This is a genomic window from Streptomyces sp. R818 (assembly GCF_056172735.1).
Genome location: NZ_JAOCNE010000009.1, coordinates 140,081 through 153,658, shown reverse-complemented (window position 1 = coordinate 153,658; position 13,578 = coordinate 140,081). Strand labels below are relative to the sequence as shown.

General features: G+C 68.0%; 11 protein-coding genes. 1 reads left to right on the top strand and 10 read right to left on the bottom strand.

Going from position 1 to position 13,578, the window contains the following annotated elements; genetic code table 11:
* Nucleotides 1-3: 3 nt before the first annotated feature.
* Genes N5I75_RS23860 through N5I75_RS23840 form a run of 5 tightly spaced genes read right to left on the bottom strand, consistent with a single transcriptional unit; the run spans nt 4 to nt 5,762 of the window.
* Nucleotides 4-1,164, bottom strand: coding sequence for an ABC transporter ATP-binding protein (locus N5I75_RS23860; protein ID WP_476680392.1), 1,161 nt, complete (start codon nt 1,162-1,164; stop codon nt 4-6).
* Complete coding sequence (locus tag N5I75_RS23855) at nt 1,151-2,134, bottom strand: ABC transporter ATP-binding protein (protein ID WP_476680390.1); 984 nt, start codon at nt 2,132-2,134, stop codon at nt 1,151-1,153. The genes N5I75_RS23860 and N5I75_RS23855 overlap by 14 nt, the downstream gene beginning before the upstream one ends.
* Nucleotides 2,135-2,139: 5 nt before the next feature.
* On the bottom strand, nt 2,140-3,162 hold the full coding sequence (locus N5I75_RS23850; protein ID WP_476680388.1) for an ABC transporter permease: 1,023 nt from the start codon (nt 3,160-3,162) through the stop codon (nt 2,140-2,142).
* Nucleotides 3,155-4,078 (bottom strand): ABC transporter permease, encoded by a 924-nt coding sequence (locus N5I75_RS23845; RefSeq protein ID WP_476680386.1) that lies wholly within the window; start codon nt 4,076-4,078, stop codon nt 3,155-3,157. Before N5I75_RS23845 ends, N5I75_RS23850 begins: the two co-directional genes overlap by 8 nt.
* Before the next feature lie 49 nt (nt 4,079-4,127).
* A complete protein-coding gene (locus N5I75_RS23840; protein ID WP_476680384.1) occupies nt 4,128-5,762 on the bottom strand; it encodes a peptide ABC transporter substrate-binding protein in 1,635 nt (544 codons plus the stop codon).
* Between the two features lie 134 nt (nt 5,763-5,896).
* Between N5I75_RS23840 and N5I75_RS23835 the strand changes: the two genes are divergently transcribed.
* Nucleotides 5,897-6,628 (top strand): class I SAM-dependent methyltransferase, encoded by a 732-nt coding sequence (locus tag N5I75_RS23835; protein WP_476680382.1) that lies wholly within the window; start codon nt 5,897-5,899, stop codon nt 6,626-6,628.
* Nucleotides 6,629-7,110: 482 nt separating this feature from the next.
* Here the strand turns inward: N5I75_RS23835 and N5I75_RS23830 are convergent, their stop codons facing one another.
* The 5 genes from N5I75_RS23830 to N5I75_RS23810 form a co-directional block, all read right to left on the bottom strand.
* Nucleotides 7,111-8,229, bottom strand: coding sequence for an ABC transporter ATP-binding protein (locus N5I75_RS23830; RefSeq protein ID WP_476680380.1), 1,119 nt, complete (start codon nt 8,227-8,229; stop codon nt 7,111-7,113).
* A gap of 27 nt (nt 8,230-8,256) precedes the next feature.
* Complete coding sequence (locus tag N5I75_RS23825) at nt 8,257-9,318, bottom strand: ABC transporter ATP-binding protein (protein WP_476680378.1); 1,062 nt, start codon at nt 9,316-9,318, stop codon at nt 8,257-8,259.
* Nucleotides 9,319-9,328: 10 nt separating this feature from the next.
* Nucleotides 9,329-10,306 (bottom strand): ABC transporter permease, encoded by a 978-nt coding sequence (locus N5I75_RS23820; RefSeq protein WP_476680376.1) that lies wholly within the window; start codon nt 10,304-10,306, stop codon nt 9,329-9,331.
* 111 nt (nt 10,307-10,417) lie between these two features.
* Nucleotides 10,418-12,214, bottom strand: a complete 1,797-nt coding sequence (locus tag N5I75_RS23815; RefSeq protein ID WP_476680374.1) for an ABC transporter substrate-binding protein — start codon at nt 12,212-12,214, stop codon at nt 10,418-10,420.
* A gap of 107 nt (nt 12,215-12,321) precedes the next feature.
* Nucleotides 12,322-13,353, bottom strand: coding sequence for an ABC transporter permease (locus N5I75_RS23810; RefSeq protein WP_476680372.1), 1,032 nt, complete (start codon nt 13,351-13,353; stop codon nt 12,322-12,324).
* Between the last annotated feature and the right edge of the window lie 225 nt (nt 13,354-13,578).

The following is a 13,578-nucleotide window of genomic DNA, read 5'->3' as shown; positions in this document are numbered from 1 at the left end:
GGTCTACTGCTCCGGCGGCACGACCTGCTTCTCCTCCGCGAAGTGGCAGGCTGAGGGGTGCTGCGCCGGGCCCGGGTCGCCGAGGCGGAAGACCGCCGGGACCGCGAGGAGCGGGACCTCGTCCGCGCACCGCTGCTGGGCCTTCCAGCAGCGGGTGCGGAACCGGCAGCCCGAGGGCGGGTTGGCCGGTGAGGGCACGTCGCCGCTGAGGATGATGCGTTCGCGGTGCTCGCGCGCCTCCGGGTCCGGGACGGGCACGGCCGACAGGAGCGCCTGTGTGTAGGGATGCGTCGGATGGTCGTAGATCTCGGCGTCGGAGCCGATCTCGACGATCCGGCCGAGGTACATCACGCCGACCCGGTCGGAGATGTGGCGCACGATCGAGAGGTCGTGCGCGATGAAGACGTACGACAGGTCGAACTCGTTCTGGAGGCGGTCCAGGAGGTTGATGACCTGGGCCTGCACCGACACGTCGAGCGCGGAGACCGGCTCGTCCGCGACGATGATCTCGGGGCGCAGGGCGAGCCCGCGCGCGATGCCGATGCGCTGGCGCTGGCCGCCCGAGAACTGGTGCGGGTAGCGGTTGATGTACTCCGGGTTCAGCCCGACCACGTCGAGCAGGTCCTGCACCCGCTTCCTGCGGTCCCCCTTCGGCGCGACCTCGGGGTGGATCTCGTACGGCTCCCCGATGATGTCGCCGACCGTCATACGGGGGTTCAGGGACGTGTACGGGTCCTGGAACACCATCTGGATGTTGCGGCGCACCGCCTTCAGGGCGCGGCCCGAGAGGCGGGTGATGTCCTCGCCCTTGTACTTGATGACGCCGGCGGTCGGGCGCTCCAGGTTGACGAGCATCTTGGCGACGGTGGACTTGCCGCAGCCGGACTCGCCGACGATGCCGAGGGTCTCGCCCTGGCCGAGGTCGAAGTCGACGCCGTCGACGGCCTTGACCGCGCCGACCTGCTTCTTGAAGAGGACGCCCTGGGTGAGGGGGTAGTGCTTGACCAGGCCCCGCACCTCCAGGATGGGTTCGCGGCCCGACGCGGAGCCGTGCGCCGCGTACTCCGACTCGGCCTGTGCCTTGTGCAGGAGGTGTTCGGCCACCTCGCCCTCGCGCCGGAGATCGCCCTTGCTGACGTGCGAGCCGCCCTCAGCGTGACGCATCGATCGTCTCCTTCCAGAAGTGGCAGGCGCTGCGACGGTTCTCGGAGACGCGGTAGAGCGGCGGGACGTCGGTGGTGCACACGTCCTGGGCCATGGGGCAGCGCGGGTGGAAGGCGCATCCTGGCGGGATGTGCATGAGGTTCGGCGGCAGGCCCTTGATGGCGAAGAGCTCCTGGCCCTTCTGGTCGAGGCGCGGGATCGATTCGAGGAGCCCCTTGGTGTACGGGTGCGCGGGCGCCTTGTAGATCTCGTGGACGGGGGCGTGCTCGACGATGCGGCCCGCGTACATCACGGCGATCTTGTCGGCGACGTCGGCGACGACGCCGAGGTCGTGGGTGATGAGGATGAGCCCCATGTTGAGCTCGCGCTGCAGCTCGGCGAGCAGGTCCATGACCTGGGCCTGCACGGTCACGTCGAGGGCGGTGGTGGGCTCGTCGGCGATGATCAGGTCGGGTTCGAGGGCGAGCGCCATCGCGATCATGATGCGCTGGCGCATACCGCCGGAGAACTGGTGCGGGTACTGGTTGACCCGCTCCTTCGCCGCCGGGATGCGCACCCGGTCCATCAGCTCGACGGCCTTGTTCCTGGCGTCCTTGCGGGACATCCCCTGGTGGACGCTGAACAGCTCGCCGATCTGGGCGCCGACGGAGAGCACCGGGTTGAGGGAGCTGAGCGCGTCCTGGAAGATCATCGCCATCTCGGCGCCGCGGACCTTCCTGCGCTCCTCCTCCTTGGTCTTGAGCAGGTCCCGGCCCTTGAAGAGGACCTCGCCGCCGGTGATCCTCCCGGGCGGCACGTCGAGGATGCCCATGATCGCCTGCGCGGTGACGGACTTGCCGGACCCGGACTCGCCGAGCACGGCCAGCGTCTCGCCCGCGTCGACCGTGTAGTTGACGCCGTTCACGGCCTTGGCGACGCCGTCCCGGGTGCGGAACTCGACGTGCAGATCGCGTACTTCGAGCAACGGCATGGGCGCTACCTCAGCTTCGGGTCGAGGGCGTCGCGCACCGCGTCGCCGAGCATGATGAACGCCAGGACCGTGATCGCGAGCGCGCCGGCGGGCCAGAGCAGCATGTGCGGGGCGTTGCGGATGTACCCGGAGGCCGCCGAGATGTCGATGCCCCAGCTCACGGCCGGTGGCTTCAGTCCGACACCGAGGTACGAGAGGGTCGCCTCCAGGGCGATGTACGTACCGAGGGCGATGGTCGCGACGACGATGACGGGCGCGACGGCGTTCGGCGCGATGTGGCGCAGGAGCATCCGGTTGTTGGAGGCGCCGAGCGCGCGGGCCGCCTGCACGTAGTCGTTCTGCTTGGCGGTGATGACCGAGCCGCGGGCGATGCGGGAGATCTGCGGCCAGCCGAGCAGCACCATGAAGCCGATGACGGGCCAGACGGTGTTGCTGGTGACGACCGAGAGCAGCACCAGGCCGCCGAGGACGACGGGGATCGCGAAGAAGATGTCGGTGATGCGGGAGAGGACGGCGTCCCAGGCCCCGCCGAAGAACCCGGCGAGCCCGCCGAGGACGGAGCCGAGGAGCGCGACACCGACCGTGGAGCAGACGCCGACGGTGATCGAGTTGCGGGCGCCGTGCACGGTGCGGGTGTAGACGTCGCAGCCCTGGCCGTCGAAGCCGAAGGGGTGGCCGGGCTGCGAGCCCTGCTGGCGTTTGGCCAGGTCGCAGGAGAGCGGGTTGCCGGAGGCGATGAGCTGCGGCCAGATCGAGATGACGATCAGGAACAGGATGACGAGGGCCGAGATGATGAAGACGGGGTTGCGCCGCAGGTCCCGCCAGGCGTCGGACCACAGGCTGCGGGGCTTTCCGGCCGGGTCGCCGGGGCCGACGGCCGGGCCCTCGATGAGCGCGCCCTCGCTGGTGGCGAGGTCCATGGCGCCGCCCATGCCGGTCGCGGCGATGGCGCCGTCCTCGGGCGCGCGTCCGCCGCCGGTCGCTCCGGGCCGTCCGGAGGGGGGCTCTGGCGCTTGCGGTTCAGGCATAGCGGATCCTCGGGTCGAGTACGGCGTACAGGAGGTCGACGATCAGGTTCACCGCGAGGAAGACAAGGACGAGGATCGTCACGAAGCCGACGACGGTCTGGGTGTTCTGGCGCAGGATGCCCTGGTAGAGCTGGAAGCCGACGCCGTGGATGTTGAAGATGCGCTCGGTGACGATGGCGCCGCCCATCAGCGCGCCGACGTCGGCGCCGATGAAGGTGACGACGGGGATGAGCGAGTTGCGCAGCAGGTGCCGGGTGATGACGCGGTGCCGGGGCAGCCCCTTGGCGATGGCGGTACGGACGTAGTCGGCGCGCTTGTTCTCGGCGATGGAGGTCCGGGTCAGCCGGGTCACGTAGGCGAGGGAGACGGAGGCGAGCACGAGCCCCGGCACGATGAGTTCGCCGAAGGGGGCGTCGGTGGAGACGGCGGGGTTGATCCAGCCCCACTTCACGCCGAGCAGCAGTTGCAGCAGCAGACCGGTGACGAACGTCGGCACGGAGATGACGACCAGGGTGAGCAGCAGCACGGTGGTGTCGATGGGACGGCCGCGGCGCAGGCCGGTGAGGACGCCGAGCGTGATGCCGACGACGATCTCGAAGAGGATCGCCACGATCGTCAGCCGGATGGTGACCGGGAACGCGGTCGACATCAGCTCGGTGACCTTCTGGCCGTTGAACGCCGTACCGAAGTCACCGGTGAAGACGTTCCCCATGTAGGTCAGGTATTGCTGCCACACCGGCTTGTCGAGGCCGAACTCCTTGGAGAGCTGGGCCTTGGTGGCGGGGTCGCAGGCCTTGTCGCCGCAGAGGCCCGCGATGGGGTCGCCCATCACGTTGACCATGAGGAAGATCAGCAGCGTCGCCCCGATGAAGACCGGGATCATCTGGAGCAGCCGCCGGATCACATACCGTCCCATCGAGGGCTCCGTCCCTGGCGTCCGGTGTCTGTGTCGCGTTCGGTGGCGGTCAGTTGACCTTGATCTCGTTGTAGACGGGGACGCTGAACGGGTTCAGCGCGACGTTGGAGACCTTGTCCGAATAGCCCGCGCTGCCGTTCTGGTACCAGAGCGGGATGGCCGCCATGTTGTCCCGGACGACCTCCTGGGCCTGCTGGAACGTCTTGACCGCCGTCGCCTGGTCGGACTCGCCGTTCGCCTTGTCGACGAGGGAGTCGAACTCCTTGTTCGACCAGTGGCCGTCGTTGGAGGAGGCGTTGGTGTAGTACAGCGGCTGGAGGAAGTTCTGGATGAGCGGGTAGTCCATCTGCCAGCCGGCGCGGAACGGGCCCGTCATCTTCTTGTCGGTGATCTTGTTGCGGAAGTCGGCGAAGGTGCCGGTGGGGCTGCCGACGCAGGCCTTGTCGTTGCCGAGGGCGTTGTTGATGGAGTTGCAGACGGCGTCGACCCACTCCTTGTGGCTGCCGGTGTCGGCGTTGTAGCCGATCTTCACCTGGCCGCCGGGGATGCCGCCGCCCTCCTTGACCAGCTTCTTGGCCTCGTCGGGCTTGTAGTCGCAGAACTCGCCGCAGAGCCCCTTCTTGTAGCCGCCGTCCTCGCCGAGCACCGGCGACGTCCAGTCGGTGGCGGGGGTCCGGGTCTTCTGGAAGATCGACTCGGTGATCTGCTTGCGGTTGATCGCCATGGACAGGCCCTTGCGGACCTTGTCGCTGTCCGACTTGTTCCACGCGGAGTCGTAGAACGGGAAGGCGAGCGTCTGGATGATGCCGGCCGGGGTGTTGATGTACCGCCCGTTCAGGTCGCTGTCCGCGTTGCTGAGCTGGGAGGCGGGCACGTCGTCGACGAGGTCGAGGTTGCCGGCCGTCAGGTCCGTGTAGGCGGTGTTGTTGTCGGTGTAGACCTTGAGGTCGACGCCGCCGTTCTGCGCCTTGTCGTCACCGGGGTACTTGTCCCACTTGCGAAGGGACATCTGGGACCCCTTCTGATAGGAGTCCACGGTGTAGGGCCCGTTGCCGACGGGCTTGCTGACGTACGAGTCGTGGTCGTCGAAGAACATCTTCGGCAGCGGCGCGAAGGCGGCGTAGCCGAGGGTGTCGGGCCAGGTCGAGAACTTCTGGGTGAGCTTGACCGTGAACGTGCGGTCGCCGGTGACCTTGAGCCCGGAGAGCGTGTCGGCGCTCTGCTTGCCCGAGTCCGGGTGGACCTTGTCGTAGCCCTCGATCTGCCCGAAGAAGTACGCGTTCTTCTGGTTGTTCTTGAGGCTCGCGCCGTAGTTCCAGGCGTCGACGAAGGACTTGGCGGTGACCTTCTCGCCGTTGGAGAAGGTCCAGCCGTCCTTGACGGTGATCGTGAAGTTCGTCTGGTCGGACGTCTCGATCTTCTCGGCGAGCATGTCCTTGGCGGCGCCCGTCTTCGGGTCGTACCGCTTCAGGCCGCGGAAGATCATGTCGAGGACCTTGCCGCCCTGCACTTCGTTGGTGTTGGCGGGTTCGAGGGGGTTCTGCGGATCGCCCCACGAGGAGCGGACCACGCCGGAGCCGTCACCGCCGCCGCCACCGCTGTCGCCGCCCCCGCCACAGGCGGTCGCGGCCATGGCGACGACGACCGCTGTCGCGGCCCACTTGGCGTGCGTGGCTCCACGCATGGAGTGCCTCCCTCATACCGGTCACAAGTCACGTACGCCTAAATATCGGGGCGAGACGGACAGTGCGCACTTTGAGGGCGGCCTTACGAGGCGGGGGGTGGCCGGGCGGGCGTGCCCCGGGCGATGATCGGCCGATGCCGGACCACGCCTTCACCGACACCCGCCTCGCCGCGCTCTACGACGCGCTGAACCCGTGGGGGCCGGGGGACGACTTCTACCTCTCCCTGGTCCGGGGCGCCGGCGCGGTGCTGGATGTGGGGTGCGGTACGGGGGCGCTGCTGGTCCGGGCCCGGGAGGAGGGGCATACGGGGCGGCTGTGCGGGCTCGATCCGGCGCCGGGGATGCTGAGCGTTGCGCGGGGGCGGGCGGATGCGGGGGTGGAGTGGGTGCGGGGCACGCTGGATTCCGGGGTGCGGCTCGCGGGGCCGTTCGACCTGGTGCTGATGAACGGGCACGCGTTCCAGGTCCTGGTGGAGGACGCGGAGATCCGTACGGCGCTGGACGCGATCCGGGGGCTGCTCGCGCCCGGGGGGCGGTTCGCGTTCGAGACGCGGAATCCTGCGGGGCGGGCGTGGGAGGGGTGGACTCCGTCGGCTGCCGTGGTGGTGGACGGGGTCCGGGTCGCGCACGAGGTGGTGCGGGGCTTCGACGGGCGGACGGTCACGTTCGACACGACGTTCAGCGGGGTGGGGCGGGACCGGGCGGAGGTCAGCCGCAGCACGCTCCGGTTTCTCTCACCGGGTGAGCTGGACGGCTTCCTGACCGCGGCCGGCCTGGTGCCCGAGGCCCGCTACGGATCTTTCGACCGCTCCCCGCTGACACCCCACAGCCCGGAGATCATCAGCGTCTGCCGGGCGCCGGACTGACCCCCCGCTGCGGCCCGCACCATGGCCAGCCGCACAGTTCCCCGCGCCCCTGAGGCATCCGTCGCCGACTGCGGCGCCATCGCGGTTGCTCGCGCAGTTCCCCGCGCCCCTGAGATGCGCACTGCGTGCGCCATCAACCGGGTTGGTTCTCGGGTGCGGCGCCGTCGTGGTTGCTCGCGCAGTTCCCCGCGCCCCTGAGATGCGCACTTCGTGCGCCATCTCAGCAAGGCGCGTGGGACGCCCCGCATGCCCAGGGGAAGGCGCGGCGAAGCCGCGCCCTTCAGGGGCGCGGGGAACTGCGCGATCAGCCACGAAGGACCCGCGGACGACAACGGATGGGATGCCGCACGCAGTGCGCATCCCCAGGGGCGCGGGGAACTGCGCGACCAGCCACCACGAGACCCGCGGAGACGCACGCGCGGCAAAAGGCCCGGCCCGGTGAGATCACCGGCCCGGGCCAAAATTCCGCCGAACCGACGGAGTCAGTCGTTGTTCTCCAGCGCCGCCAGCGCCGGATCGAGCACGATGTCCTCGCCCCGCGCCTCGATGCTCGGCTCCTCCGGGAAGTGGCACGCCGTCAGGTGCCCGGGCTTGCTGCCCGAGATCTGGACGAGCGGCGGCTCCTCCGAGGCGCACTTGTCCTGCGCCTTCCAGCACCGCGTACGGAACCGGCAGCCGGACGGCGGAGCGATCGGCGAGGGCACGTCGCCCTCGAGGCGGATGCGCTCCTTCTTCTCCGCGTCGATGTCCGCGTCGGGCACGGCCGACATCAGCGCGTGCGTGTACGGGTGCCGCGGCCGGTTGTACAGCGAGTCCCGGTCCGCGATCTCGACGATCTTGCCGAGGTACATGACCGCGACCCGCTGCGAGAAGTGCCGCACGATCGCGAGGTCGTGCGCGATGAAGACGAACGCGATGCCCATCTCCCGCTGCACTTCCTGCAGAAGGTTGACGACCTGCGCCTGGATGGAGACGTCGAGCGCCGAGACGGGCTCGTCGGCGACGATCAGCTTCGGCTCCAGGGCCACCGCGCGGGCGACCCCGATGCGCTGGCGCTGACCGCCGGAGAACTCGTGCGGGAAGCGGTTGTAGTGCTCCGGGTTGAGACCGACGATCTCCAGGAGCTCCCGGACCCGGTTCTCGCGGCCGCCGGGCGGGTTGATCCCGTTGATCTCCATCGGGCCCGAGATGATCGAGCCGACCGTCTGGCGCGGGTTCAGCGACGCGTACGGGTCCTGGAAGATCATCTGGATCTCGGACCTGATGGGCGCGAGCTCCTTGCGCTTCGCGTGGCTGATGTCCTGGCCCTTGTACGTGACGGTGCCCGCGGTGGGCTCGTACAGGCGGGTCAGCATCCGGCCCGTCGTCGACTTGCCGCAGCCGGACTCACCGACGAGGCCGAGCGACTCGCCCGGGTAGACCTCGAAGTCGACGCCGTCGACGGCCTTGACCGCGCCGACGGTGCGCCGGATCGGGAAGCCGCCCTTGATCGGGAAGTGCTTCTGCAGCCCTTCGACCTTCAGCAGCGGCGTGGCGCCGCTCTCCCGCTGTCCGGGGATCGCGTCGGCGACCGCCGTGGTGCTGTTCTTGTTCTCGCTCATGGTTCTGCCCCAGTCGCCGGTCTCTGCTCAGCCCAGCCGGGGCTGAATCGTCTCGATGAACACCTGCTGCTTCTGCTCCGCCGTGAGGTGGCAGGCGGAGCCCCGTCCGGCCGGGAGCAGCGGCCGCTCGCCCGAGCAGCGGTTCCCCGACACCTTGTCGGTGAAGGCGCAGCGCGGGTGGAACGGGCAGCCCGTGGGCGGGTTGAGCAGCGACGGCGGCGATCCGGGGATCGGCAGGAGCGGCTCGTCGACGTCGGACGACAGGCGCGGCATCGAGCTCAGCAGACCCCAGGTGTAGGGGTGTTCGGGCGTCTTGAGCACCTGGCGGGTGGAGCCCCGCTCGACGGCCCGGCCCGCGTACATCACGAGGATGTCGTCGGCCATGTTCGCGACCACACCCAGGTCGTGGGTGATCATGATGATCGCGGAGCCGAACTCCTGCTGGAGGTCCTTGAGCAGGTCGAGGATCTGCGCCTGCACGGTCACGTCGAGCGCGGTGGTCGGCTCGTCCGCGATGAGCAGCTCGGGGTTGCAGGCCAGCGACATGGCGATCATGGCGCGCTGGCGCATACCGCCGGAGAACTGGTGCGGGTAGTCGTCGACGCGCTGCTTGGGGTGCGGGATGCCGACCTTGCCGAGCATCTCGATGGCCCGGTCCCGGGCCTCCTTCTTCGAGGCGCCGGTGTGCTTGCGGAAGGGCTCGGAGATCTGCCGGCCGACCGTGTAGTACGGCGACAGCGCGGTCAGCGAGTCCTGGAAGATCATCGCCATCTTGTTGCCGCGGAGCTTCTCCAGCTCGGGCTCGGTGGCGGTGAGCAGTTCCTGGCCGTCGAGGACGATCTCGCCGTCGATGGTGGTGGTCATCGGGTTGTGCAGGCCGAGCACGGTCAGGTTGGTGACCGACTTGCCGGAGCCCGACTCGCCGACGATGCCGAGCGTCTTGCCGCGCTCGAGGTCGAAGGAGAGGCCGTCCACCGCCTTGACGGCGCCGTCCTCGGTGGAGAACTGCACCCGCAGGTCGCGTACCGAGAGGAACGCCTCGGAACCGGTCGGGGCCGGGGCGTCCTCGGTCTTGGTGAGTGTGGTCACGGGGGTTCTCCTAGGACAGGCGCACGCGCGGGTCGATCACGGCGTACAGCGCGTCCACGACGATGTTGCAGATGATGATGAAGGCGGCACTGACGATCATGACGCCCATGAGGACCGGCAGGTCCTTGTTGACCACCGAGTCACGGGCGAGGCGGCCGAACCCGGCCAGACCGAAGGTGAGTTCGGTGACCATGCCGCCACTGAGCAGACCGCCGATGTCCATGCCCAGGATGGTGACGATGGGGATGACCGAACCGCGCCAGGCGTACCGGTAGAAGACGTACCGGCTGCTCATGCCCTTGGCCTTGGCCGCTCTGACGTGCTCCTCCTGGAGCTGCTCGATCATCGACGAGCGCGACATACGGGTGTAGTTGGCCGTGAAGATCGTCGCCATGACGACCCAGGGGATCAGCAGGCCCATGAACCAGGCGCCCGGGTCCTCGGTGATCGGCACGTACTTCGGCTTGTCCAGGATGCCGGTGCTGTAGACGAAGATGCCGAGCACGATCGGGCCGAGGAAGTAGATCTGGAACGAGCTGAGCACCAGCGAGCCACCGCTGAAGATCTTGTCCAGCCAGGTGCCGCGGAAGCGGGCGGCCATCATGCCGGCGCCGAGGCCGACGATGAGGAAGACGATGAGGCTGCCGAAGGTCAGCGAGAGGGTGGTGGGAAGCCGGTCCATCATGGTGTCCCACACCATCTGGTTGTTGCGGAACGAGACGCCGAAGCACGGCGCCGCGCAGTGTCCCACGCCGAAGTCCCGCCCGGCGAAGATGCCCACGAGGAAGTTCCAGTACTGCACCGGAACCGGGGAATCCAGACCGAGGTTCTTGTGGATGATGTCGAGTGCGGCCGGAGTGCAGTTCTTGCCGCACGCGAGCAACGCCGGGTCCTGTGGGATGGCGAAGTACATGAAGAACGTGAAGGCGCTGATCAGCAGGAGGATGAGTGCTGCGCCAGACGTCCGGCGTATGAGGAATCGAAGCATCGCTAAAAGCTGCTCTCAGGACGGCGGCGGTGGGAGGCCAGGAGGGGGGTCCGGCGGCCCGGGGGTGAGGGCTCCGCCGCGCCCTCACCCCCGGTGACTGCCTTGTGGTGCTTACTTCTTGAGGAAGATCGTGGTCGGGTCGGTGTAGCTGACCACCTGGCCGTAGCGCAGGCCACCCACGTTGGAACCGGCGATCTGGAACACCTTGGTGTAGTAGATCGGCGCGGCCGGGTTGATCTTCTCGGAGATGTACTTCGAGAGCTTCGCGTACTCCGAGGCGCGCTGGTCGGCGTCCGCGATCTTCTGGATGCGGGCCAGCTCGGAGTTGACGTGCTTGTCGTTGGTGTGCGAGTAGTTCGACGCACCGTCCTGGATCTGCGCACCGTCGAAGGAGGGCGGGAAGACGGTGTTGCCGTCGGCCCAGTCCTGACCCCAACCGGTCATGTACAGGTCCATGCCGTTCTTGACCTTGCCCATCTGCTCATACCAGGTGGCCTGGTCGACTTCCTTCTTCTGGATGTCGAGCCCGATCTTGTCCAGCTGGTTGATGATCAGGTTGGCCTGCGTGGTGCGGACCGGGGTGTTGGCGTAGGCGTAGACGAGCTTCTTGCCCTCGGCGCCCGCCTCCTTGATGAGCTTCTTGGCGGCCTCGATGTCGCCGTTCGGCTTCTTGGTCCGGTTGAACGGGTCGTACGACGCGTCGTAGCCGGGGGTGGTGGGCGACATCAGCGAGGTCGCGGCGTCACCGCCGTAGGCACCACCGTCGGCGCGGGCGGCCGAGGTGGCCGGGATCGCCAGGGCGATGGCGTCACGGATCCGCTTGTCCTTGATGCGGTCCATGTTGAAGTTCAGCTGCCACACGTACGGGGCGTAGCCCTGGATCGTGCGCTTCATCACGGCCTTGTCGCGCGTGATCTTCTGCAGCTGGGTGGCGTCGATCTGGCCCGTGAACATGATGGCGTTCTTGGCGTCGCCGCGGTCGGCCAGGATCGTCTTCGTCTGGTCGGCCTTGTCGTGGTTGAACTCGATGTTCCAGCCGTCGACGTAGGCGTGGCGCAGCGGGTCCGTCTTCTCGTCCCAGTTGGTGTTGCGCACCAGGCTGAGGGACTTGCCCGACTTGTACGAGGCGACCTTGTACGGACCGGTGGCGACCGGGCTCTGGTCGTACTTCTGCTTGGTGTCCGTCTTCTCGGGCACGACGGAGTAGGCGGCCATGGCGAGCGCCTGCGGCACGTCGGTGTGCGCCTCGAGGAAGTGGAACGTGATGGTCTTGTCGTCCGGCGTCTCGAGGACCGAGTCGGGCAGGTGCTTGCCCTTGTACGGACCCTGGTAGGCGTCGCGGTACTTGGTGCCGGCGCCGGAGAGCCACTGCTGGATGTACGTCGGGCCGTCCGTCAGGAACGGGTCGTACAGGCGCTCGATGGAGTGGCGGATGTCGGCCGACGTGATGACGTGGCCGTTCTGGTCCTTGATGCCGTCCTTCAGCGTGAAGGTCCAGGTCTTGCCGCCCTCGGAGGACTTGCCCGGGTCGGTGGCGAGGTCGCCGACGACCGTCTGGTTGCCCTTGTCGTCCTCGGTGTACGTGGTCAGACCACGGTAGAGGAGCTTGGCGAGCATGCCGGCGTCCGAGACGTAGATCTGGCCCGGGTCCAGGTGCGAGAAGTCCGCCTCCTGGTAGACCTGGACCGTCCCGCCCTTCTTGGCACCGGCGACCGGCTTGGCCGGGCCGACGGAGTCCTGGGCCGTACCCATGGTGACCGGCTTGGCCTGGGCCTTGGCGTCGTCCTGGGACTTGCCGACGGGCTTGTCGCTGCTCTTGCTGCCGCTGCTGCAGCCGGTCAGCGCGAGGGCGCCGACAGCCGCCGCGGCGACCGTTGCCTGCGCCGTGCGCGATCGAAGGATGCTCATGGAGTCGAGTCCACCTGCCTGTGAGTAGTGATCCTGCGGTGCTGCCTGGCGCATCCGGTCCTGATCGTCCGGCGCCCGGGTGGCAGCTCTCTCCTGGGTGGTGCTGATTAGCGTCCGGTCTTGGGATCGAAGGCGTCCCGGACCGAGTCACCCAGGAGGTTGAACGCCACGACGAAGACGACCATGGCGATACCCGGGAAGAACATGTAGGTCGGGTCCTGCTCGTAGATGTTCGCGGCCGTGGCGAACATCAGTCCCCAGTCGGGGGTCGGGTCCTGGTAACCCACACCGACGAAGGAGAGGAAGGCGACCGAGAGGATGGTGCTCGGGAGCAGGTACGTGCCCTGCACGATGATCGGCGTCACCAGGTTGGGCAGCAGCTCCTTGCGGATGATCCGCCAGGGCGAGGCGCCCGCGACCTTCGCCGCCTCCACGAACTCCCGCTCGCGCAGGGAGAGGGTGGCGGCACGGATCAGACGCGCCAGGCTCATCCAGGTCAGCAGCCACATCACGCCGGTGATGGCGAGGAAGCGGACGTAGGTCGGCGTCTCCTCGTCGGGCGCGACGAAGACCGTGACGACGACGGGCATGACCGCGACCATGAACAGCTGGCTGGGCAGCGCCAGCATGAAGTCGATGAGCCGGCCGAGCCAGTAGTCGATCTTGCCGCCGAAGTAGCCCGCGGCCAGACCGACGACGATGCCGATGAGCACCATGCCGATCGTGGCGAGCAGGGCGGTGAACAGCGACGTGCGGATGCCGTACAGCAGGTAGGCGAACACGTCGCGGCCGTAGTTCGGGTCGATGCCGAACCAGTGCTCGGGCGACATACCGCCGTTGGGCCCGGCCGGCAGGTTGAACTCGTTGAGCAGCGTGGGGTCGTCCTGGCCGTAGAAGGTGTACGGGTCCTTGCCGTACAGCTTCGTGATGACCGGGGCGAGGGCGGCTATCAGGAAGAAGAAGATGACAATGCAGGCCGCGGTGATGCCCGTCTTGTCCCGCTTGAAGCGGCGCCACATCATCTGGCCGGGGCTGCGCCCCTCCAGCTTCTTGGGCTCCTTCGCGTCACCCTTCGGCGCGCTCTCTTTGTCCAAGGCGGAAGAGGTCTCGGCGCCCTCAATCTCGATTGGACTCGTCATGATTCGTCCATTTCACAGGTGTTGGAGGTCGTCGGCCGGGTAACCGGTGATCGACGGCCGTCGCACGGCGTACGTCATTCGAAGCGCGCGATGGGAACAACGACTGGGGTGAACACACCCCTTGGGGAACCCTGGTCCGCGGCCGGCCTCGGCCTGCCGTCAGAACCGAGTCGTCAAGAGCGCTCGCGACGCTGGATCGTTACCTCGTCCACCACGGGGACGGGG

What these genes read in the sequence shown, in the direction of transcription:
- N5I75_RS23860 (WP_476680392.1), bottom strand. Translation starts at nt 1,164, where the DNA reads ATGCGTCACGCTGAGGGCGGCTCGCACGTCAGCAAGGGCGATCTCCGG.
- N5I75_RS23855 (WP_476680390.1), bottom strand. Translation starts at nt 2,134, where the DNA reads ATGCCGTTGCTCGAAGTACGCGATCTGCACGTCGAGTTCCGCACCCGG.
- N5I75_RS23850 (WP_476680388.1), bottom strand. Translation starts at nt 3,162, where the DNA reads ATGCCTGAACCGCAAGCGCCAGAGCCCCCCTCCGGACGGCCCGGAGCG.
- N5I75_RS23845 (WP_476680386.1), bottom strand. Translation starts at nt 4,078, where the DNA reads ATGGGACGGTATGTGATCCGGCGGCTGCTCCAGATGATCCCGGTCTTC.
- N5I75_RS23840 (WP_476680384.1), bottom strand. Translation starts at nt 5,762, where the DNA reads ATGCGTGGAGCCACGCACGCCAAGTGGGCCGCGACAGCGGTCGTCGTC.
- N5I75_RS23835 (WP_476680382.1), top strand. Translation starts at nt 5,897, where the DNA reads ATGCCGGACCACGCCTTCACCGACACCCGCCTCGCCGCGCTCTACGAC.
- N5I75_RS23830 (WP_476680380.1), bottom strand. Translation starts at nt 8,229, where the DNA reads ATGAGCGAGAACAAGAACAGCACCACGGCGGTCGCCGACGCGATCCCC.
- N5I75_RS23820 (WP_476680376.1), bottom strand. Translation starts at nt 10,306, where the DNA reads ATGCTTCGATTCCTCATACGCCGGACGTCTGGCGCAGCACTCATCCTC.
- N5I75_RS23815 (WP_476680374.1), bottom strand. Translation starts at nt 12,214, where the DNA reads ATGAGCATCCTTCGATCGCGCACGGCGCAGGCAACGGTCGCCGCGGCG.
- N5I75_RS23810 (WP_476680372.1), bottom strand. Translation starts at nt 13,353, where the DNA reads ATGACGAGTCCAATCGAGATTGAGGGCGCCGAGACCTCTTCCGCCTTG.